This window comes from Micromonospora desertarenae (genome assembly GCF_056150265.1).
In genome coordinates, this window is sequence record NZ_JAXCFQ010000007.1 from 265,881 (window position 1) to 286,376 (window position 20,496).

At 71.1% G+C, this 20,496-nt stretch carries 19 protein-coding genes; 12 read left to right on the forward strand and 7 right to left on the reverse strand.

The features are described 5' to 3' along the window. Window positions 1–30: 30 nt before the first annotated feature. The 3 genes from SM577_RS17470 to SM577_RS17480 are packed head-to-tail and all read right to left on the reverse strand — an operon-like array spanning window position 31 to window position 2,941. Window positions 31–993: an ABC transporter substrate-binding protein gene (locus tag SM577_RS17470; RefSeq protein ID WP_474587391.1), complete on the reverse strand. Its 963-nt coding sequence runs from the start codon at window positions 991–993 to the stop codon at window positions 31–33. Window positions 994–1,031: 38 nt separating this feature from the next. Further along, a complete protein-coding gene (locus tag SM577_RS17475) occupies window positions 1,032–1,826 on the reverse strand; it encodes an ABC transporter ATP-binding protein (protein ID WP_474587392.1) in 795 nt (264 codons plus the stop codon). Beyond that, complete coding sequence (locus SM577_RS17480) at window positions 1,826–2,941, reverse strand: FecCD family ABC transporter permease (RefSeq protein WP_474587393.1); 1,116 nt, start codon at window positions 2,939–2,941, stop codon at window positions 1,826–1,828. The genes SM577_RS17475 and SM577_RS17480 overlap by 1 nt, the downstream gene beginning before the upstream one ends. Window positions 2,942–3,263: 322 nt before the next feature. Between SM577_RS17480 and SM577_RS17485 the strand changes: the two genes are divergently transcribed. From SM577_RS17485 to SM577_RS17495, 3 genes are all read left to right on the forward strand, one after another. After that, a complete protein-coding gene (locus SM577_RS17485; RefSeq protein WP_302920216.1) occupies window positions 3,264–3,584 on the forward strand; it encodes a DUF2716 domain-containing protein in 321 nt (106 codons plus the stop codon). Window positions 3,585–4,125: 541 nt separating this feature from the next. Next, window positions 4,126–4,515, forward strand: a complete 390-nt coding sequence (locus tag SM577_RS17490) for a DoxX family protein (RefSeq protein ID WP_474587394.1) — start codon at window positions 4,126–4,128, stop codon at window positions 4,513–4,515. After that, window positions 4,512–4,922, forward strand: coding sequence for a hypothetical protein (locus tag SM577_RS17495; protein ID WP_474587395.1), 411 nt, complete (start codon window positions 4,512–4,514; stop codon window positions 4,920–4,922). The genes SM577_RS17490 and SM577_RS17495 overlap by 4 nt, the downstream gene beginning before the upstream one ends. Here the strand turns inward: SM577_RS17495 and SM577_RS17500 are convergent. Continuing rightward, the gene (locus tag SM577_RS17500) at window positions 4,912–7,650 is read right to left on the reverse strand and encodes an ATP-binding protein (protein WP_474587396.1); all 2,739 of its coding nucleotides are present in this window, start codon (window positions 7,648–7,650) and stop codon (window positions 4,912–4,914) included. The genes SM577_RS17495 and SM577_RS17500 overlap by 11 nt on opposite strands. A 589-nt stretch (window positions 7,651–8,239) precedes the next feature. On the opposite strand from SM577_RS17500, the gene SM577_RS17505 reads away from it, so the two are divergent. The 8 genes from SM577_RS17505 to SM577_RS17540 all read left to right on the forward strand — a co-directional run bounded on the left by SM577_RS17505 (window position 8,240) and on the right by SM577_RS17540 (window position 16,065). Beyond that, on the forward strand, window positions 8,240–8,797 hold the full coding sequence (locus SM577_RS17505) for a hypothetical protein (RefSeq protein WP_302920209.1): 558 nt from the start codon (window positions 8,240–8,242) through the stop codon (window positions 8,795–8,797). 426 nt (window positions 8,798–9,223) lie between these two features. Further along, window positions 9,224–10,699, forward strand: a complete 1,476-nt coding sequence (locus SM577_RS17510) for a tetratricopeptide repeat protein (RefSeq protein WP_474587397.1) — start codon at window positions 9,224–9,226, stop codon at window positions 10,697–10,699. A 330-nt stretch (window positions 10,700–11,029) separates the two neighbouring features. Further along, window positions 11,030–11,761 carry an alpha/beta hydrolase gene (locus SM577_RS17515; RefSeq protein WP_474587398.1) on the forward strand — a complete coding sequence of 244 codons (732 nt, stop codon included), beginning with the start codon at window positions 11,030–11,032 and terminating at the stop codon, window positions 11,759–11,761. Between the two features lie 267 nt (window positions 11,762–12,028). Further along, window positions 12,029–12,439, forward strand: a complete 411-nt coding sequence (locus SM577_RS17520) for an SRPBCC family protein (protein WP_474587399.1) — start codon at window positions 12,029–12,031, stop codon at window positions 12,437–12,439. Between the two features lie 62 nt (window positions 12,440–12,501). Further along, window positions 12,502–13,392 (forward strand): endonuclease/exonuclease/phosphatase family protein, encoded by an 891-nt coding sequence (locus tag SM577_RS17525; protein WP_474587400.1) that lies wholly within the window; start codon window positions 12,502–12,504, stop codon window positions 13,390–13,392. An 87-nt stretch (window positions 13,393–13,479) separates the two neighbouring features. Further along, window positions 13,480–13,950, forward strand: coding sequence for a hypothetical protein (locus tag SM577_RS17530; RefSeq protein WP_474587401.1), 471 nt, complete (start codon window positions 13,480–13,482; stop codon window positions 13,948–13,950). A gap of 13 nt (window positions 13,951–13,963) precedes the next feature. Continuing rightward, entirely contained in the window at window positions 13,964–14,815 is an 852-nt protein-coding gene (locus SM577_RS17535; RefSeq protein WP_474587402.1) for an SAM-dependent methyltransferase, read from the forward strand. Between the two features lie 167 nt (window positions 14,816–14,982). Further along, complete coding sequence (locus SM577_RS17540; RefSeq protein ID WP_302920202.1) at window positions 14,983–16,065, forward strand: winged helix DNA-binding domain-containing protein; 1,083 nt, start codon at window positions 14,983–14,985, stop codon at window positions 16,063–16,065. 61 nt (window positions 16,066–16,126) lie between these two features. Here SM577_RS17540 and SM577_RS17545 read toward each other — a convergent pair whose 3' ends face one another. The 3 genes from SM577_RS17545 to SM577_RS17555 are packed head-to-tail and all read right to left on the reverse strand — an operon-like array spanning window position 16,127 to window position 19,088. Then, window positions 16,127–16,504, reverse strand: coding sequence for a RidA family protein (locus SM577_RS17545; protein WP_302920201.1), 378 nt, complete (start codon window positions 16,502–16,504; stop codon window positions 16,127–16,129). A gap of 2 nt (window positions 16,505–16,506) precedes the next feature. Further along, the gene (locus SM577_RS17550) at window positions 16,507–17,805 is read right to left on the reverse strand and encodes an amidohydrolase/deacetylase family metallohydrolase (RefSeq protein WP_302920200.1); all 1,299 of its coding nucleotides are present in this window, start codon (window positions 17,803–17,805) and stop codon (window positions 16,507–16,509) included. Further along, window positions 17,802–19,088: a helix-turn-helix domain-containing protein gene (locus tag SM577_RS17555; RefSeq protein WP_302920199.1), complete on the reverse strand. Its 1,287-nt coding sequence runs from the start codon at window positions 19,086–19,088 to the stop codon at window positions 17,802–17,804. Before SM577_RS17555 ends, SM577_RS17550 begins: the two co-directional genes overlap by 4 nt. A 166-nt stretch (window positions 19,089–19,254) precedes the next feature. Between SM577_RS17555 and SM577_RS17560 the strand changes: the two genes are divergently transcribed. Then, window positions 19,255–20,487: a type III PLP-dependent enzyme domain-containing protein gene (locus SM577_RS17560; RefSeq protein ID WP_474587403.1), complete on the forward strand. Its 1,233-nt coding sequence runs from the start codon at window positions 19,255–19,257 to the stop codon at window positions 20,485–20,487. Window positions 20,488–20,496 lie beyond the last annotated feature (9 nt).

Genomic DNA, 20,496 nt, shown 5'->3' on the forward strand with positions numbered 1-20,496 from the left:
GTCACGTGGGCTGATCTTTCGTTGCTGCGGTCAGGACTGCAGGTCCCGCAGGTACGCGGCGAACTTCTCCAGCCCGTCGACGTTGCGCGGACTGCTGATGCCCTCGTTGTAGTCGAGGACGAAGAATCGGTTGTTGACCACCGCGGGCAGGTTCTTGGTAGTGGGCGAGGTCTTCAGGAATCTGATCTTCTGCTCGGCCGGTTGGTCCTGGTAGTCGAGGATGATGATCACCTCGGGCTGGGCCTGGACGACCGCTTCCCAGCCGACCTGCGTCCAACGGCCGTCGAGGTCGCCAAAGATGTTTCGGCCGCCAGCGAAGGAGATGATGTCGTTCGGCGGCACTTGCCTGCCGGCGGTGAACGGCTGATCGGTGCCGGAGTCGTAGAGGAACACCGGCGTGCGGGTGGCGGGTGACTGGGCCTTGACCGCCTCGACCCGCCGCTTCAGATCGGCAACCACCGTGGCGGCCCGCTGCTGCACACCGAAGATCTGGCCGAGCCGCTCCAGGTCGGTGTAGAGGCCGTCGAACGGAGCGTGCCGCTCGGGGTAATTCGGATAGTTGAAGCAGGACTCTGCGTGCATGAAGCTCTGGATGCCCAGCCCGTCGAGGATCTCCGGAGAGGTACCGCGTTTGTCGCTGAGCCCGGAGTTCCAGCCAGCGACCACGAAGTCAGCCTTGGCCTCCACCAGGAGTTCCCGGTTGAGGAGATCGTCGCTGAGGAACTCGACCTTGGCGTACTCGGGGGCCCACGGTGATTCGGTGACCGGCGGATTGGCCGGTGGCATGACGTACCCGTGGACGTGCTCGGTGAGGCCGAGGGCGAACATCTTGTCGGCGCTACCGCCCTCGTAGACGACCGCGCGTCGCGGAGTGGTGTATTCCACCGGTTCGCCGCACCGGTTGACCGTGACCTTCCGCGCTTCGCTCCCGCTCGGTTCGACCTCGGCACCACAACCGGCGAGCAGTGCCGCGGCGACCAACGACGCCAGCACGGCCTGCAGCGCGGCCGGCCGGCGGGAAATTGTCCCGTTCATGTGGTGATTCCTTCCGAAGAGGGTGCTGAGTCGAGGGAATAGAGCAGTTGCGGATCACCGGTCAGCGGGTGTGTCACGACGCTGACCGCGACGCCGAACACCGTGCGGACCAGATCGGCGGTCAGGACGTCGGCCGGGGTCCCGGTGGCGACGAGCCGTCCCTGCGACAACACGGCGAGCCGGTCACAGGCGGCAGCGGCGAGGTTCAGGTCATGCAGGACGACGAGCACGGTGAGCTCTGATCCACGCAACAGGGACAGCAGCTCGATCTGGTGCCGGACGTCCAGGTGATTGGTCGGCTCGTCGAGCACCAGGACCTGCGGCTCCTGCACGAGGGCCCGGGCGACGAACACCCGCTGCCGCTCACCGCCGGACAGGGTGAGCATCCCCCGGCCGGCCAGATGCAGCACGTCGAGCTGGGCCATCGCCCGACGACACAGGACTCGCTCCCGGTCGCTGAGTGGCTGGTTGCCGCGCAGGTGCGGGGCGCGACCCAGCGCCACCGTCTCGGCAACCGTGAAGTCGAGGTCCGTACCGCCGTCCTGGGTGAGCGCGGCGACCGACCGCGCGCTGCGGCGCAGTGGCAGGATGGACAAGTCGTCGGGGCCGATCCACACCGCGCCGCGGCTCGGGCGCAGGGCCCGGTAGATGCAGCGCAATGCAGTCGATTTACCGGATCCGTTCGGTCCGATCAGTCCAACAACCTGCCCGTGCGGCACGTCGAGCGACAAATCACGGACGATGACGTTGTCATCGACCGCCACCGTGACGTCGTCGAGGCGGAGATCCATCACCGACCGCCGAACAGGTAGCCACGGCGGCGCATCAGCGCGAGGAACACCGGCACCCCGACCAGCGCGGTGATCACACCCAGCGGTAGCTCCCGAGGGGCCACGAGAGTGCGGGAGATCAGGTCCACCCAGACCATGAAGACGGCGCTGGCCAGCGGCGCGACCACCAGCACTCGGTGGTGCGAGGCGCCGACCACGATGCGGACCACGTGCGGCAACACCAGACCGACGAACGCGACCGCTCCGCTGACCGCCACCATCGCACCGGTGACCAGTGAGGTGATGACGAACAGTCGCCGACGTACCCCGATCGTGTCGACGCCCAAGCTGGTGGACGCCTCGTCGCCGAAGGTCAGCACGTCCAGGGTGCGGCCGTGCCAGCGCAGGACGACCACGCCGACGAGGACGACGGCCGCGACCACCGGCAGGCCACCCCAGGTCGCGGCGCCGAAGCTGCCCATCGACCAGAACAGCATGGTGGCGGTCGCCTCGCTGTCCGGTGTGAAGTAGATGATCACCGCCATCAGTGCCTGAAAACCGAACGACATGACCACGCCGGTCAGCACGAGACGCAGGGGCGTGACGCCGACGCGGCTGTACGCGACCAGGTAGACCAGCGCCGCGGCGGCCATCGCGCCGAGGAAGGCCCCAGCGGAAATCGCGTAGATGCCGAGCGCGCCGAGACCGCCCGCGACCGTGACCGCGACGGCGCCGACCGATGCCCCGGAGGAAACCCCGAGTACGTATGGATCGGCCAGGGCGTTGCGAACCAGTGACTGGATCGCCACACCGACCGCGGAAAGGCCCGCACCGACGATCGCCGCGAGCAACACCCGGGGAGTACGGATCTGCCAGATGATCTGGTACGTGGTCACCTCATCGGCGTCGATACGGCCGCCGGTGAGCGCCGCCCACAGGTACCGGGCCGTCTCGTCGGGCGGGATGACCACGGGGCCGAGGCCGATCACCACCACAATCGAAATGACCAGCAGCGCCAACAGGGCGGCGACAGCATTGCCTGTCCGGGGCGACGGACGCGCAGCGACCTCCGCCGAGGTGTCGCCGGCGGAGGCGTCCGAGTTCGCCACATGATCGACGGCCGTTGAAGACGTCATGACGAAGCACCTTCGTGCAGATGAAAGTGATTGTCAAATGCATGTAACGATATGTGACCTGAACCCGACGCCACCCGCCAGGGCGGTGGTCTCGGCGGGCAGACAGTGAACGAAACGCCGTCCAGCACCACCCGGCGGGTAGGTACGCAGAGTCGAAGATGCCGGTGCACTGCCGCGAGGGTGTCGACGCAGGTCGGCGCCCGGGCCGCGGCCCGTAGCATCGCCACCGGACGGCGGCGTGGTGGAGGTGGGTTCGTCCGAGCTCACGTTCTCGGGTCGAGGGGAGCGACACGTCGCGCCAGCGTCCAAAGACGATCGATAGATGCAGCCTGTGGACGGTGCCGGTAATGCTGGCTGCTCGGGCCGGCGGTGCTTGCGCGGGAGCGAACGCGCGTCGGTCGACATACTGGTTGGGCCAGAGAACATCGATCCGCCCGGCCGGCCTGGCTGGCCGTTGTTGCCGTACCCCGACGGCGACTACTACATCTACCTCGCGGAGGACTTCCGGTTCGGCGCCTTCGGCCATCCGAGGAAGCTGTCGCTGTGCGTGTTCGGCGGCGGCCTGCTGGACCTGGTCGAAGCCGACCTCCATGACCTCCTCGGCAAGGTGATGAGACGCGTCGGCCGGCAGGTGACGGCGTGAGCGAAGGTCTGTGCGATGGAACGGCAACAACGCCAGCACATTCGCCCCTGGTCGCCCTGAGTCGATGTCCTAGGACGGTTTAGAGGAGGTGTGCAGCAGCGCACGCGGTAACGGCTTCGACCGCGTACGCACTCGGCCGGCTCCGCAAGGTCGAGGCAACCCCCGCGTTGCTGCGGCTGTGACACGACCCCGATCGGCACGTCCACGAAACCGACATGAAGCCCTCGGCTCAGTCGGCGGAGCGGCTGTCGTCGACGCGTTGCCGCTGAGCGCCGGTGACGAGAACCGCTGTTGCGCTGACCAGCGGACGGTGCCGGTGCGGACGGCGGCGGCCACGCCACCGGTGATCGCACCGACGATGGCCCGGGTGGCAGCGAGGTTGATGGCGGTGTCGGTGGGAATCCTGTTACGGAACTTTCCGGTGGGGAAGTGAGACGCGGCTGACCTGCCGCGGTCAGGTATGGCGACGGATGCGGCTACTGATAGCCCCGGTCATACCGTCCTCGTGACGATCGATCAACCGTCGCAGAGGAGATCCGTCATGAGCAACAGTCGTACCGTCGTCCTGCCGGCCAGCCGCCGGTCGGTCGCCGTCGCCCTCTGGGTGGCGCAGGCCGTTCTCGCGCTCCAGCTTGCCGCCGGCGGGGTTCTGAAGCTGATCGGCGACGCCGCCATGGTCGACCTGTTCGCCGAGATCGGCGCCGGCCAGTGGTTCCGCTACGCGGTCGGCCTGGTCGAGCTGGCCGGCGCCGTCGGCCTGCTGATTCCCCGGTTGTGCGGGCTCGCCGCGCTCGGCGTGACCGCGCTGCTGGTCGGCGCGACCGTCACCAACGTCGCGCTCGGCGTCGCGCCCTGGCTGCCGCTCGTCCTGCTGCTGGTGGCGGCCGCCGTCGCGTACGCCCGCCGGTGCGAGATCGGAGGGCTGCGATGAGCGCCGACCGGGACCAGGCCCTTCGGAGTCTGGCCGTTCTGGTCGGCACCTGGCGGGTGTCTGGAACGGACGGCGGCGAACCCGGCCGCGTCACCTACCGGTGGATGGAGGGTGGCCGCTTCCTGATCCAGGAGGTCGACCTCGGCGACGACGGCGACGGCACCAAAGGTGTCGAGTACATCGGCTTCGACACCGACACCGGCACGTTGCGGTCGCACTTCTTCGGTCAGTCCGGCGAGATCCTCGAGTACACGTACGAGGTGGCCGGCAACACGCTCACGATCTGGTTCGGCGACCGCAGCTCGCCGGCCAGGTTCGAAGGCACGTTCAACGACGACTTCACTGTCAACACCGGCCGCTGGGTCTGGCCGGGCGGCGGGTACGCGTCGACGATGGTCAAGGTGTAGCGCGCGCGGCCAGGTCCGCCAGCTCGGTGCGTCTGGTGACGCCGAGCTTGGGATAGGCGCGGTAGAGGTGGTAGCCGATGGTGCGCGGGCTGAGGAACAGCCGGGCGGCGATGTCCCGGTTGCTCAGCCCGGCCGCGGCCAGCAGCACCACCTGGCGTTCCTGCGGGGTCAGCCGGGCCAGCGGATCGCGGTCGCGCGGCCGGGCCACCGGTCGGTCGCCGAGTGCGGTCAGTTCGGAGCGCGCCCGGGCCGCCCACGGCTCGGCACCCAGCGACTCGAAGCCGGACAGCGCGCCGGCCAGGTGGGTGTGCGCCTCGGTCCGGCGCCGCTGCCGGCGCAGCCACTCGCCGAAGAGCAGCGCGGTGCGCGCATGGTCGTACGGCCGCCCGGCGTCGGACAACAGCGCGAGGGCGGCGTGGTAGTGGGCCTCCGCCTCGGCGCCGACCGCGCGCAGGGCATCGCAGCGCCGCACCAGCGCGGCCGCGTGCGGCTGACCGACGTGCTCGGCCCAGTCGCGCAGTCCAGGCAGGAACCGGGCCGCCCGTGCGGAATCCCCGCCGCGTACCGCCGCCTCGACCTGGTCCGGTACCGCCCGCAGCGGAAAGTCGTGTCGGGCCGGACCGGCGCACACCGCGTCGAGATGCCGGGATGCCGCGTCGTAGCGGCCACGGCCGAGATCGAGCAGCCCCAGCGCCCAGGTGGCGAGGGCGGCGTTGGTGGGATGCCGGGATGCGGCGCGCAGCATCCGGCCCGCCATCGCCTCGCAGGCGACCGCGTCGCCCGCGATCGCGGCCAACCAGGCCGGGATGGCGGTGAGGATGGTGGTCTGGGTGTCCTGGCCGAGGTCGGTCGACACGTCGAGCGCCTCGGCCGCGACAGTCTCGGCGTCGCGGAACCGGCCGCGCAGCAGCAGCGATATCGCCAGCGGCTCCTGGGCGTACGGTAGCCAGCCCAACGCGCCCTGCCGGCGCGTGTCGGCGGCGAGAGCCTCCAGCGTCTCGGTCGCGGCCTCGTCGTCCCCGACGATCAGTGCCAGGTATCCGGCGAGCACCCGTTCCACGAACCCGGTGACCCGACCGCACCGCGCGGCGGTCACCAGGGCGCGCATTCCGGTGACGGCTTCTCTCGTGCTGCCGTCGAGGAGATTCCGGAATCCGACGATCCCGGCGACCACCGGCCGCAGCGGGGAGTCGGGCTCCAGCGGTACGGTGCTCAGCAGGTCCGCCGACTCGCGGATCACGTCGGGCGCGCCGGCGTCCTTGGCGCACCCGACGGCGTCCGTGAGGATCGACACGGCCTGCTCGGGATGGGACGCGACGATGGGCGCGGCGCCCCGCACCATCAGCGCCGCCGCCGCAGCGGGGGAGTCGCGCTCGTAGGCGACCTGAGCCTGGATCCAGGCCGCCTCCGCGCGGGTCGGCCGGTCGGTGGCGAGGTCGACGCCGGCCGCCGAGAACACGGCCGCCCGGTCGAGCCAGCCGGCGTCGTACGCCGCGCGGGCCGCGCCGACCAGCCGCCTTGCCTTGCGGCCCGGGTCGCTGCTGAGGGTGGCCGCGCGGTCCAGCGCGGCCGCCACGGCCGCCGAACCGCCCCGCTGGGCGGCCCGCCGCGCGACGCCTTCGAGTTCGGCGGCCACCGCCTCGTCAGATCCGGTGGTCGCGGCGGCCCGGTGCCAGGCGCGGCGGTCGGCGGACGCGTCACCGTCGAGCGTCTCGGCCAGCGCCCGGTGCGCGGCGACGAGCCAGCCGCGGGCCGCGCCCCGGTAGGCCGCGGACCGGATGAGCGGATGCCGGAAGCTGATCGACTCAGCGGTCAACTGGACCAGCCGGGCCCGCTCGGCCGGTTCCAGGTCGGCGGGGGACAGCCCGAGCCGTTCGCCCGCCCGCACCACCACGGCGAGCTCGGCCGTGTCGTCCGCGGCCGCCAGCACCAGCAGCCGCTGCGTCGCCTCGGGGAGGTCGCCGATGCGGGACCGGAACGCCTCCTGCACCTGTTCGGTCACCGGCAACGGCTCGACGGGCGTCGACCACGGACGCCCGCCGGCCTTCCGGTCGGTGAGGGCGGCCGCGAACTCGAGGATCGCCAGCGGGTTGCCGCCCGCCTCGGCCACGATGCGGGCCCGCGTCGCCGGGGCCAGAACGTTCGCCCGCTGGTCGAGAAGCGAACCGGCGCTGGCCCGGTCCAGCGCCGACAATGCCAGCACCTCGAGGCTCGGGGCCGTGAAGCGCCCGGCCTCGTCGCGTACCGCGAAGAACATGGCGACCGGCTCGCGCCGCAGCCGCCGGGCCGCGAACAGCAACGCGTCCGCGGACGCCCGATCGAACCATTGCGCGTCGTCGACGATGCACACCAGCGGCCGATCCCCGGCCAGCTCGGACAGCAGTGACAGCGTGGCCGCACCGACCAGGAACCGCTCGCCGGCACCGGCCGCGGTCAGGCCGAGAGCGGTCCGCAGCGCCGCCGCCTGCGGCCCGGGAAGCGCCTCGACGCGGTCCAGGTACGGGTGGAACAACAGGTGCAGACCCGCGAACGGCACCTCGATCTCCGACTCGATGCCCACACCGCGCAGCACCGACATGTCCCTCGCCGACGCGGCGATGCGGTCAAGCAGAGCCGACTTGCCGATCCCGGCCTCGCCGCGGATGACCAGGGCGCCGCCGTCACCAGCCCGGGCGGCGGTCAGCAGCCGGTCCAGCCGGGCCAGTTCCTCCGTCCGCCCGAGGATCACCCGTGCACAGTAGCAACGGGCCCTTTCACTCACCCGTACCCGCGCTACGTGGGCTCGGGGTCGAGGATGAGGCGTTCAGGCTGCTGGAGTTCGCGGATGTCAGCTGTCACGTGGTGATCCTGTCGCGGTCATCGGACGGTCGGACTGCCGAGAAGTGCCGATGGCAGTGGGTTTCACATCGTGACCACGAGCTTGCCGGTCGTAGGCCGGCGGACGAAGTCGACTCATGCCTGAGCGCCCTGGCCGAGGGTGTAGCGGCGGCCGATCGTGGCCGGTAGTTCTCCGTGGACCGGCGGGCCGGCGTCGCCGCCGACCCGGGCGGGGCGCATGGGTCGACCGGACGAACCGCATGGGAAACCGGTGCGCTCCACATCTTCAGACCGTTCCGGAACGGGCCGAGACTGCAGCCATGAGAACAGATCTTCCGGCCACCCCGGCGGGCTCGCCGGATCGACCACGAGCGCGTGGCGGTCACGCCGACCGACGCCCCTCGCCCGGCTCTTCACGATCCTCGTACTCGCAACCGGCAGCTGAATCGGCCGTCGTCGACGGCTCGATTCCCCACGGACGTCGACAGCCATCCAGCAGGATGCGAGCGCTGCTGAATCGCTGGCCCGCGGCGCTCGGGGTCGCGTTCGCGGTCTCGCGACTCGCCACCGACGACCCGCAGAGCCTCTCGGGCGTGCTACTGGTACTGATGTTGGCGACGACGGGCTACGTCGTGATAGCCGCATCCGTCCGACCTGGCTGGTCCTGGTCGATTGTCGGAGCGCTGGTGGTCCTGGTGCTGGCCACTCGACTCACCTCGACCGGGCCAGTCGTCGAGCTGGCGGTGATGGTCGTGATCATTGTCGCGGCGATCGTCACGGGCCTCATCCGCCGTACCTGGACGAGGTCCGACCTCTACCGATGGCAGCCCTATGCCGCTGTGGCATTCGTCGCGATCAGCCTCGGCGCACTCTGGCTCTCTCCGGAAGCCGGACGGGTGCTGATCGCGGCCGGACTCGTCGGGCATGCCCTGTGGGACCTCGCTCATTGGCGGCGCCACCAAGTCGTCTCGAGGTCGCTGTCCGAATGGTGTGGCGCACTCGACTTCACCCTCGGACTCGGTGTCCTCGTGCTGACCCTCTGGCCGGGTCTCGTTTAGCAGTGGGTCATCGCTACGGTTCGGAGGATATCGGCGAACCCTCACGGGTCCGGGCGGCCGGGCAGGTCTCACCGGGCGTAGCGCGACTGTTTGACCGCCAGGGCGAGCACGCGAGCAGGGTTCTGCCCGGTCAGGACCGGGCGTCCACCTGACGACGCACCTGCGCCTGTACCGGCAACGGTTGGCCCGACGCGGGGTGCCGGTCACCGCCTTGCTCCTGACCGACGGCGGTGCGGACGCGCTGTGGCGGGACGTGTGCGCGGTGACCCTGCTCGGCGCCGCGGACGAGCCCGCGTGGCCGGTTCTCCTCGGCGCCGACGGGTCGGCGAAGACCCGCTGGGTTGGTTGGTCGCGCCGGGTTGGCCTGGCTCGAGGTGTTCCCAGGGGTGCGCGAGCGTCGGTGGGCGGGCCCTAGACTTGCCGCTCGTGACGACACCCTTCGCTCCGGTCGAGGTGGCCTTCGGGTTGCTGCGGGAGGGCCGTATCGGCGACGCCGAGGACCTCATGACGCGCGAGTTGCAGGCCGCGACGGACGTACACGGTCCCGGCAGCCCGGAATGGGCCTCGGCCCAGTGTGACCTCGGCAGTGTGCTGCTCAACGCCGACCAACTCGACCGCGCGATCGAGTGTTTCCGCCGCGCCGCCTCCGCGCCGCCGCGCGATCACGAGTCCCGCAAGGACCAGTTGACCTACCGACTCAACCTCGGGTTGGCGTTGCGCATGGCCGGACGACTCGACGAGGCCGAGGCGGAGCTACGCCACGGCGTGCAGGAGCGGCTCGCCTTCTACGGACGGGAGCATGCCGGGTACGCGTTCGGCCTCGAACCGCTGGCGGACCTGCTGCGGCAGCGTGGCGACGTGGCAGGCGCCCGGCAGGTCGTCGAGGAGGCGGTGGCCAACCTGTGGCGCAACGGGCACGAGCGGGTGGCCTCCGCGTTGGCGCTGCGAGCGGCGATCGTGCACGCCGGTGGCACCCGCGAGCCGCTCTTCGTGGGCCTGCACCAACTGCCGGACGAGGTTGTCGAGCAGGTCGGGCAGGCCGTTGTCCGGATGCTGGACCACGACGACCCGGCGTCCAAGTCCCTGCTCACCGCCCTGGTCGCCGCCTTGGAGGAGCGCCTCGGCGTCGACCACCAGGCGACCCTCAACGCCCTGTCCGTGCTGGCGAACCTCGGGCGTGATCTCGGTGACCAGGCGGGGCGGGTCGACGCGATCGAGCGCGTGCTCGCGTCGTACGACCGGCAGGGCCGGCCGGACGAGGCGCTGATGGCAGCGCTCGGCTTGGCGATGGCTCAGGACGAAGCCGGCGACACCGAGGCGGCGCTGCGCACGTACGCGTCGGCGCACGCGAGGGCGGCGCGCATCGGTCGCCCGGAGCTGCTGAGTCAGGTGCTGCGCAACTGGGGTCTCGCGCTGAAGGAGGCCGGCCAGGTGGGCCCGGCGGAGCAACGGCTGAGCGAGGCGGTGACCCAGTCCCGCCGCGGCAGCGATCCTGACACCGTGGGGCGGGCCTGCATCGCCCTCGGCCTCTTCCTCCAGCACGAGGCACGGCTGTCGGAGGCCCGCACGGTCCTGGAGGAGGGCCTGGCAGTCATCGATCCCGTACACCGGGACGCGATGATCGGCCGCAGCCACCTCGGCGCGGTCCTGGATGGCCGCACCTGCGGGTGTGGCGACATGGCGGGCACGATCGCCGACGCGTTCCGCGAGTTCGTCATCACCAGGATCCCCACGGATCTGCTCGAGCGCCTCGACGTGGCGATCGTCGACGGCGAGTTGAAGATCGAGGTCGGGCTGCGGCGAGAACCGGCCGAGTCCGAGCTCGAGCGGCTCAACGACGTCCTCCAGACCGCTCACGCGGAATTCCGCCGCCGGCTCAGCGAACCACGCTACGCCGGCTGACCGCTCGACTGCCGTTATTCCTGAGTCCTGCGACCCGGGGCCGCCGCGGTGCCCGGTGTCGGTCACCGGCTCGGTCCGCGGTCCCTCTCGGGAGGCGGTGAGCGGCTGTGAGTCCGTTGCATCGTGCCGGCTGAGCGGGACCGCCTTTCGCGGCCCCGCAAAACCGGTGGGCGGACCACGGCGGCCACTGCTACCTTGCCGGAGGCCGTGCCAGAGACCGAGGAGGTGGTACCCGTGAACGTATCGACATGGGTGCTCCCCTCCGGCGTCACGGTCGGGCGATAGGTCGTCCGGGAGCGCCGTTCACGAGCACTCCCGAAAGGCACGACCGTGCGATTCACTTCCGAACAGCGCCTCGACGGCGGCGTCCTCGAGCGCGAATTCACCCTCGGCGAGATCCCCGGCGTCCTGTGGACGCCCGAATCCGCATCCGCACCGGCGCCACTGATCCTGGTCGGCCACCCCGGCGGACTGCGCAGGATGTACCCCCGGCTGGTGGCCCGGGCCCGGCACGCCGTGGCGGCGGGCTTCGCCGCGGCCACCATCGAACTCCCCGGCGGCGGCGACCGGCCCCGTTTCGCCGTCGCCGAGGAGGCCCGCGCCGACCTGCGCCGGGCACTGGAGGCCGGCGAACCGGTCCCCGACGAGGTCGTCGACCGGCTGGTCCGCCCGCTGGTCGACAAGGCGGTCCCGGAATGGCGGGCCGCCCTGGACGCCCTCCTCGCGCTGCCCGGGATCCGCGGCCCCGTCGGGTACTCGGGAGGCGTGATCGCCATCGGTCTCCGGCTGGCGGTGGTCGAGCCGCGCATCGCGGCCGCCCTGCTGTTCGCCGGCAGTTTCGTGCCCCGCGCCATGGTCGAGGAGGCCCGGCAGGTCACCATTCCGCTGCTGGTCCTGTTGCAGTGGGACGACGAGGGAAACGACCGGCAGCTGGCCCTGGACCTGTTCGACGCCTTCGGCTCCACGGAGAAGACGCTGCACGCCAACATGGGCGGGCACACCGGCGTCCCGCCCTTCGAGGGGGACGACGGGAACCGGTTCTTCGCCCGGCACCTGAGGTGAGTCCGGGCCGTCCGGCCGGTGGCAGCCGATAGGAGCTGTCGGCCAGGATGCCGCTCGTCGAGGACGCCGGCGGCTGTCGGCGAACGGTGCAGGTGAAGCTGGACAGCCGGGAGCGCGGTCGCCGGCAGCGGACGCTCGTCGGCGTCCACGATGGGAGGTGCGCTCAGCCGCTTCCCGCGGAATGGCCCGCCGCATTCCCCTCCATCGTCGGATGTGCAAGGGTTGGCGGCGAGGCCGACAGCCGAACCGAGTGACCGAGTGGGGCGGATGGGATCCATTTATCGTGCGGCGAAGCTGACGGTGCCGGCGGACGTGGCGTGGGATTTCCTGGATCGCTACACACGCTCGGAGGTGCACGTCTTCTCAGCTTGTCAGAGCGAGCGCCAAGAGGGCGACTTCCGCGTGGTCACGTTGGCCGACGGCAGCGAGATCTGGGAGCGCAACGTGACCGTCGATCCCGCGACCATGCGGGCCGTCTACACGATCCCCGGGTTCCCCGGGGCGGAGCACCACCAGGCCGAGATGCGGGTGCTGACGGACGGCGACGGCGTAGCCACTGTGGTCTGGACAACCGACCTTCTGCCGCACGAGTTGGTGGAAAGCCTCAGCGAGGCTTACGAGGCGATGTTCGGTGAACTGGTGGCGGCCATCAACGCGCACGGCGCACGGTCGGGCTAGGGCTCGAAGCTCCATGCGCCATCCCGGTTGCCGGGGCTCGGCATCGGGCACAGGATGGTGTGATGGCCGACAAGCCTGCCAGCCTGCGGGTACTGACCCTGAACGTCCTTGCGCCGTTCTTCGCCGACTGGCCGCGCCGTCGGGCGGTGCTCGTTGACGGGCTGCGCGAGCTGCGGCCGGACGTGGTGGCCCTGCAGGAGGTCGCCGGCGGCGGGGACGTGGACGAGGCCGCCGGCCTGCTCGGGCCGGACTATCACCTCGTACCGCACCCGGGGCGGTCGGCCGACGGGGTCGGCGCCGTGCTGGGCAGCCGGTGGCCGCTGCGTACAGTCGGTGTTGTCGACCTGCATGTCACCCCGCGCACCGCGGTGCTGCCATGGAGTGCCGCGGTGGTGGTGGAGGTCGCGGCGCCGCCGCCGCTGGGACCGGTGCTCATCGCCCATCACAAGCCCGCCTGGCAGTACGACGCCGAGTACGAGCGGGAACTGCAGGCGGTGCGGACGGCCCGGTACATCGAGGAACTCGTTGCCGAGCGGTCCGAACCGCTCGACCCGGACGGCCCGGACACCGAACCGCACGTGGTGCTGCTGGGCGACTTCGACGCGACACCCGACGCCGCCAGCGTCCGCTTCTGGACCGGCCGGCAGTCGCTGGCTGGCGTCAGCGTCTGCTACCAGGACTGCTGGCAGGCGGTTCACCGCGCGGAGCCGGGGCACACCTTCTCGCCGGACAATCCGCTGGTGCGGGCCGGGCAGATGCCGCTGGACCGGGGGCGCCGGATCGACTACGTCCTGGTCCGGTGCGGCCCGCATGGGGCAACCCTCGACGTGCTGGACTGCCGGCGAGTGTTCGCTGAGCCGGTTGACGGGGTGTGGGCGAGTGACCATGTCGGGGTGCTCGTGGACCTCCGCCTTCCGCCGCACCCACCGGGCACCTGGGTGGACATCCCCTAGCGGTACGCGTCCAGTCAACCGATGAGCGGGCGACCAGGCGCGCGTCAGCCATGCCCGTCCGTCAGGAGAGGAGGCATCGTAGGCATCGTGAGTGATAGCTACATCCGTCTGATCCCTGACGACCAGCGGTGGCAGCCCACGGTCGAGGCCGCCGCCTCCGCCGCTGCTTTTGTGGCGGAACTGTTCTCCGGCCAGGGTGATGCGGTCGAGCGGGTGGAGGTCACGTTCTACGACCGGGTGACCCTGATCGACGCTGGCGAGTACACCACCCGGATCGCCTGCTCCCGATGCGAGGCGGACATCAGCTTGGACTGGCTGGGCGATGTGGTCAGGGAGAACGGCGGAGCGAGCTTCGACAGCCTGGACGTGCTGGTTCCGTGCTGCGGTGCCGCCGCCGAGTTGGACAGTTTGCACTACGAGGAGCCGATCCGGTTCGCGCGATTCGAGGTGAGTGCCATGAACCCGACTCGGGCGAGATTCGAACTCGACGGGACCGAGCTCGCCCGGGTGGCTCAGCTGCTCGGTCACCCGGTGGTGCAGGTGCTCGCCCACTACTGATCAGACTGCCGCGATGAGCTGCCGCCCGGATCGCCCGGGATCGGCTGCGCACTCCTGCCCCGGACGTGCACGGCACGACAACCCGAGTGCGGGCGCGACCGGACTCGTGTTGACTTCGACGATGGATCGTCAACGGCTCAGCAGCATCGCGCACTCGCACCACCCGATCGCGGCCCCGATCTCCGGTGTCAACCTGAACCGACTCCTGCGCCGAGCGGGCCGCCAACCGGCGGCTCGTGTCCTCGACCTCGGCTGCGGAGAGGGAGCCTGGGCGCTGCAGGCCCTCGCTCACTACCCCGACGGGCACGCGGACGGCGTGGACGTCAGCCGGTACGCCCTCGAACGTGCCGCCGGCGCCGCCGCCGAACGCGGCCTCGCCGACCGGCTAACGCTGCACGAGCGCGACGCCCGCACGTACGTGCCCGACGGCGATTACGACCTGGTGCTGTGCGTCGGTTCCACACACGCGTTCGGTGGATTCGCCGGGACGCTGGAGCTGGCCGGTCGGCATGTGAACGCCGACGGCATCCTGCTGGTCGGTGAGGGGTTCTGGCAGGTCCCGCCGACTCCGGAGGCACTCGCGGCGCTCAGTGTGAAGCCGGCGGAATTCACCGACCTCGCCGGCCTGGTCGACCCTGCCGAGCAGGCCGGCTGGGCGCCGGTGTACGCCCATGTCAGCGACGCCGCCGAGTGGGACGACTACGAATGGTCGTGGGTCGGCTCGCTCACCGAGTGGGCGCTGGACAATCGCGGTCATCCGGACGCCGCCGAGGCACTCACCGTTGCCCGGGAGCACCGCGACCAGTGGTTGCGCGGGTACCGCGACGTTCTGGGCTTCGTGACGCTGGTGCTACGCCGCAGCTGATCGTGGTGCGGGTTTACTCTCTTAGGCATCCCGGATCGGGGGGGAAGCAGATTGGGAGCAGCAGGGGGCGGTGACCTGCGGGACATCCGCCACTTCTTGGCCGGGCTGACGTGAGCCAGACGCTGTCGTCGCGCGCCCTCGGGCGCGCTACGCTCGCCCGACAGTTCATGCTCCAGCGCGTGGCGATGCCCGCCGAAGAGGTGATCGTTCACCTGGTCGGCATGCAGGGCCAGGCGCCACAGGCTCCCTACGTGGGGCTGTGGAGCCGCATCGACGGCTTCGAGGCGCACGAACTGAGCCAGCTCCTGCTTGACCGGCGGGTGGTGCGCATCCCGGTGATGCGCAACACGATCCACCTTGTCACCGGCGACGACTGCCTGGCGATGCGCCCCTGGACGCAGCCCATCTTCGACCGTGATCTTCGCACCAACACCACCTTCGCGCCCGGCCTGCGCGACCTCGACCTCACCGCACTCGCGGACGCCGCCCGCGAGCTGGTCGAAGCCCAGCCGCGTACCGCCAAGGAGCTGGGGACGCTCCTCCAGCAACGGTGGCCGGACCGTCCAGCCAACTCCCTGGCACACGGCGCCCGCAACCTGCTACCCCTGGTCCAGGTGCCCCCACGCGGGCTGTGGGGCAGGAGCGGGCAGCCGACCCTGACCACCGCCGACGCCTGGCTCGGCCGGCCGCTCACCGAGCCGGACCCGGCGATCCTGGTGCGCCGCTACCTCGCCGCGTTCGGGCCCGCCAGCGTCCAGGACGCGCAGACCTGGTCCGGCCTCACCCGCCTGCGGGAGGTCTTCGAGCGCCTGCCGCTGCGGCGGTTCCGGGACGAGGGCGGGCGCGAGCTCTTCGACCTGGAGGACGCGCCGCGGCCGGACCCTGACACGCCCGCGCCGGTGCGGTTCCTGGCCGAGTACGACAACCTGTTGCTGTCGCATGCCGACCGGACCCGGCTCGTGGGCGCCGAGTCGCTGCGCGCCATCGGCGCTTGGCGCGAACCGCCGCGGGGCGTGCTGGTCGACGGGTACGTCAAGGCCACCTGGAAGATCATCCGAGAACGCCAGGTGGCACGGCTGGTGGTCCAGCCGCTCGACCGGCTCGGCAAGCGGGACCGGGCCGAGTTGACCGCCGAGGGCGAGCGACTGCTCGCGTTCGCGGCCGCCGACGCGCACGGCAAGGAAGTGTCGTTCGCCGGGACCAGGGTGTGGGCCGCGGGTGCCTCGGCGGCATCGCGGATCCGGGCCTAGCTATCCGTTCACCTGGAACCCTCAGACCCGTGCGTCCGAGGGTCAGGCATCGGGTGAGTGTCTACCCGGTGTACAGAATGGCGTCGACCTCGATGTCGAAGCCGTCCAGCGCGACCGGCAGCGTCGTGCGGACCGGCAGGTTCCGCTCGCCGAAGAACTCTACGTAAATCTTGTTCATCTCGGCGAAGTGGGCGAAGTCGCGTAGGTAGACCCCGACGCGGACGGCCTGGGTCAGGTCGGCGCCGGCAGCCTCGGCGACGCGAGCGAGGTTGGTGAAGGCCGCCCGCGCCTGCTCCGCGAACGCGCCGCGCACCCACGTCCCGTCGGGCAGTACCGGGGTCGCGCCAGCCAGATACACATGGTCGCCCGCGACGACCGCCTGAGAGTACGGGCCCCCGGGCGGAGCGGCCTGGTCGGTGGTGATGACGCGCTTGGGCATGGTCAACCTCTCTCGTCCGTACCCGGAGACTCCTCCGGTCGCCGGGGAAACTGTTCGGACAGCCCGTCTGGTCCGACCAGAGGCGTGCTGAACAGCGCACGCAGCACGTCGGCCCGGTCGTCCAGGGCATGTCGCTGCGCGGTGGTGAGCGGAATCCACGGGCGCGGCGGCTCGGGCAGCCGCGGCGGCAGCAGGCGTCCGCCCAGGTACGTGGCCTCGTTGACCAGCCGCTGCTTGCCGACGCGGCGTTGCCCGTGGGCGTCGACCAGCTCGAACGGTCCCTCCGCCACCGAGAAGACGGCCAGGTCAGCGGGGGCACCCGGGCTGAGCGTGCCGGCGCCGCCGGGTAGGTTGAGCGCTCGCGCCGGGCGGATGGTCGCCGCTGCCACCACCTCCTCGAGGGGTAGGCCGACCGCCAGGAGCTTCGCCATCGTCGTCGGCAGGTCGAACACCGGCCCGTACAGACACCGGGCGTGCAGGTCTGACGATACGGTGTGCGGTGTCAGCCCCGACTCCAGTTGCGCTTCGAGCACGTCGAAGGCGAAGCCGCCGGAGCCGTGACCGAGATCGAACAACACCCCCCTGGCGTACGCGTCGCGCATCGCCGGGCTGACCAACTCCGGCCCCGCGGCGATGGCGCTGGCGCAGTGCGTGACGATGTCACCGGGGCGGAGAAGCGCGACGACGTCCGCGACAGCCGGCGGGGACGTACCAACGTGGACCATCACCGGGACGTCGCACGCCTCGGCGGCCATGATGCCCCGGCGCAGCGGCTCGACCCCGTTCCCGCCCACGGTCTCCCGGTCGATGCGAACCTTGATACCGGCCACCAGGTCCCGGTTGTCCCGCACCGCGGCGACGGCCAGGTCCACGTCGCAGTTGTGCAGGTCCCGGCACTCGCCCGTACGGCCGGTGAGCCCGAGCGCGGAGATGTTCAGCAGTACGGGCACCCGGACCTGCAGACGGCGCAGCGCGACCCGGAACGCGTCGAGCGAGTAGGCCCCCGCCGAGCCGGCGTCGACCCAGGTCGTGACGCCGGAGCACCACGCGACCGGATCCGGGTCGATGCCCCAGTAGGTGGCCTGGGTGGCCACGTGCGTGTGCAGGTCGATCAGGCCCGGGGTGACCACCTTGCCCCGTACGTCGACGACCTGCCGGGCCCCATCGGCCGGCAGCGCCGGCTCGACGGCCGCGATTCGGCCGGCGCGGACCGCCACGTCGTACCGGCCGACGTGCCCGCCGCCGGCGTCGATGACGTGCCCGCCGGTGAGCAGCAGGTCGGCCAGTACCGGACGGCTCACTGGCGCCCACTGCTGATTGCCAGCCGGTACAGGCGGGTCGGGCGACCCTTGCGGTTGACCTGCGCGCTGCCCTCCGGGATGACCAGGCCGTGCTCCCCGAGCTTGCGGATCAGCCGGCGTCCGCTCGGGTCGGTGATCCCCAGTGCGGTGGCCAGGTCGCTGGGGGAGACGGACCTGCCGTTGAGGCTGCGCTCGATGGCGGTCAGCCGCGACAGGGTGGCGGGGCTGAGCCCCACGCTGCGGGCCAACTCCTCGACGTCGGCGCCGTGCTCGCGATAGGTGAAGGACAGGGGCGTGCCGCTCGGCCCCATCGGGCCGATGACCACGCCGCTGTCCTCGATGAGGTAGGCACCGGGCGCCACATCCTGCTCGGCGCGAGCGGCGGCCCGTTCGGCGAGGGTGACGCAGGTCCGCGCGGAGGCGCCGATGCCGAAGCCGGCGACGACGCGGACGCCGAGGGTCTCCTGTGCCTGCGCCAGCACGGGCAGGCTGGACCAGCTGTGCGTCACCGTCTCGAACAGGGCGCGATGGGCGAAGACCACCACGCCGCGGCGATCCCGGTCCTCGATCCAGCAGTCCGCGAACCCCGGGGTGTTGAGCAGCATGTTCATCAGGCCGACGCGAGCCCGGTCCAGGTTGGGGGAGAGGCGGTTGACGAGGAAGACCCCGGCGGCGAAGCGGAGCTTGTCTGCCTGCTTCGACCGGATCCGTAGGGCCAGTTCGTGCAGCTCGGCGCGGATGGTGGCGGGCCCCGGCAGGCCGCTCATCACCGGTACCCTGCCCGCGAACGCGCCCATGACGCCGGTGCGCACGCTGATGACGTACGTGCCGCCGGAGGTGCGCAGCGCGTCGCGGTGGAACTCGACGATCTCCTCGATGCGCTGCTCGGGGTCGAACGGCAGGCAGGAGATCTGGCTGCGGTCCAGCTCGAGCGCGTGGGTCACCTCGTCGACGGTTTCCAGGTCGAAGGTGTCGATACTCACCGGGGTGGCGGGCCAGCCCTCGGCGAGCGCACGGCACCAGGCGAGGGCCAGGTCGAGGCCGGCGGACCGGAGGACGGAGACCGGCAGGTCGGCGGGAAGAACGTCGCGGCACCGGGCGTATGGCACCGGCCCGAGCAGCAACCCGTCGACGTTGCGGCGGTCCAGCAGGGCACGTACCCGGTCGCGGATCTCGCCCTCGTGCCCGTAGGTCACCCACTCCAACGTCACCCCGGCCAGGGTGCGGGCCGCAGCCTCGAACCGGCTGCGATGGCTCGCGTGGATCACGAGTCCGATCGCCATCGCCACGGGCCTCGCTCCTCAATACGATCAGGTTCGGAAGTAGCTCGCTGAAGGTCGTTCCAAGAGTGCGGCCTGGCGCCGCGATGGTCAAGCGCCACCGCGTCGCAGATGATCACCTCTCGGCCCGCCGATGCTCGCTCGCTGCCCGGACCCGGAAAGGCACCAGATGGACGTTGAGCCACAGATCGACTGGCGTACCAAGGGCTTCTGGTGGCCGGGACCGGCGGTGGACGCCGCGGACTTCGTCGCGGCCGGGCACCACCTGTTCGGTGGGGCGTTCACCTGGCCCACTCTCGTCGTGCGGCGCACCGCGATCGAGCACAACATCCGGACCCTCGCCGACTTCTGCGTGCGGCACGGCCTCGCGTTCGCGCCGCACGTGAAGACCACCATGGCGCCCTCGCTCATCGCGGCCCAGGTGGCGGCCGGGGCCTGGGGTGTCACGGTGGCCACCGCCAATCAGGCCCTCGCCGCCCACGCGATGGGTCAGCGGCGTGTCGTCCTGGCCAGCCAGGTACTCGACCCGGCCCCGCTGCGGTGGGCGGCAGGAGAGGCGCAACGCGGCTTCGAACTCCACTTCCAGGTCGACTCGACCACCGGCGTGGCGCTCGCCGCCGATGCGTTGCGCACAGCTCCCGGTGACCGGCCGCTACGGGTGCTGGTCGAGCTGGGATACCCGGGTGGACGTACCGGATGCCGCACCCTCGGCGACCTGGCCGACGTAGCCGCGGCGGTCGACGCCGCGCCCCGGCTGGACCTGGCCGGGATCGCCGCCTACGAGGGCGGACTGCCCGAACCCGCCGAGGTCGCCGCGTTCCTCGACCGGGTCCGGGTGGCCACCCGGGATCTCGGGCGCCGCGGCCTGTTGCCGGCGGAAGTGGTCGTCGCCGCGGGCGGCAGTGCGTACTTCGACATCGTCGCCGAGCGGCTCGCCGGCCAATGGTTGCCCGGGCATCACCTGACGACGGTCCTGCGCAGCGGCGCGTACGTCTCGCATGACGACGGCTTCTACCGGCTGCGCACACCATTCCGCCGCGCGCCGGACGAGGGCTTCCTCGAGGCGGCGGTCGAGGTGTGGGCCCAGGTGCTGTCCACGCCGGAGGCTGGCCTGGCCATCGTCGGCATGGGCAAGCGGGACGTCCCGTGCGACGAAGGACCACCGGAACCGGCCTGGGTTCGGCGGCCGGACGGCACGCTGGTGCCCGCGCGCGGCCTTCAGGTGAGCAGACTCAACGACCATCACGGATTCGTGGCGACCGACGATGTGACGCCGCTGCGTCCCGGCGACCTCGTCGGCTTCGGCATCTCCCATCCGTGCACCGCCTTCGACAGGTGGCGGACGATCCCGGTCGTCGACGAGGACCGGACCGTCGTCGATGTGCTGCAGACCTACTTCTGAATCCACGAG

Excerpts from the sequence above, each read along its gene's own strand:
- SM577_RS17505 (WP_302920209.1), top strand. The coding sequence starts at position 8,240 with ATGCGAGCGCTGCTGAATCGCTGGCCCGCGGCGCTCGGGGTCGCGTTC.
- SM577_RS17555 (WP_302920199.1), bottom strand. The coding sequence starts at position 19,088 with ATGGCGATCGGACTCGTGATCCACGCGAGCCATCGCAGCCGGTTCGAG.
- SM577_RS17490 (WP_474587394.1), top strand. The coding sequence starts at position 4,126 with ATGAGCAACAGTCGTACCGTCGTCCTGCCGGCCAGCCGCCGGTCGGTC.
- SM577_RS17485 (WP_302920216.1), top strand. The coding sequence starts at position 3,264 with ATGCAGCCTGTGGACGGTGCCGGTAATGCTGGCTGCTCGGGCCGGCGG.
- SM577_RS17525 (WP_474587400.1), top strand. The coding sequence starts at position 12,502 with ATGGCCGACAAGCCTGCCAGCCTGCGGGTACTGACCCTGAACGTCCTT.
- SM577_RS17545 (WP_302920201.1), bottom strand. The coding sequence starts at position 16,504 with ATGCCCAAGCGCGTCATCACCACCGACCAGGCCGCTCCGCCCGGGGGC.
- SM577_RS17535 (WP_474587402.1), top strand. The coding sequence starts at position 13,964 with ATGAGCTGCCGCCCGGATCGCCCGGGATCGGCTGCGCACTCCTGCCCC.
- SM577_RS17480 (WP_474587393.1), bottom strand. The coding sequence starts at position 2,941 with ATGACGTCTTCAACGGCCGTCGATCATGTGGCGAACTCGGACGCCTCC.
- SM577_RS17520 (WP_474587399.1), top strand. The coding sequence starts at position 12,029 with ATGGGATCCATTTATCGTGCGGCGAAGCTGACGGTGCCGGCGGACGTG.
- SM577_RS17475 (WP_474587392.1), bottom strand. The coding sequence starts at position 1,826 with ATGGATCTCCGCCTCGACGACGTCACGGTGGCGGTCGATGACAACGTC.
- SM577_RS17540 (WP_302920202.1), top strand. The coding sequence starts at position 14,983 with ATGCTCCAGCGCGTGGCGATGCCCGCCGAAGAGGTGATCGTTCACCTG.
- SM577_RS17560 (WP_474587403.1), top strand. The coding sequence starts at position 19,255 with ATGGACGTTGAGCCACAGATCGACTGGCGTACCAAGGGCTTCTGGTGG.
- SM577_RS17495 (WP_474587395.1), top strand. The coding sequence starts at position 4,512 with ATGAGCGCCGACCGGGACCAGGCCCTTCGGAGTCTGGCCGTTCTGGTC.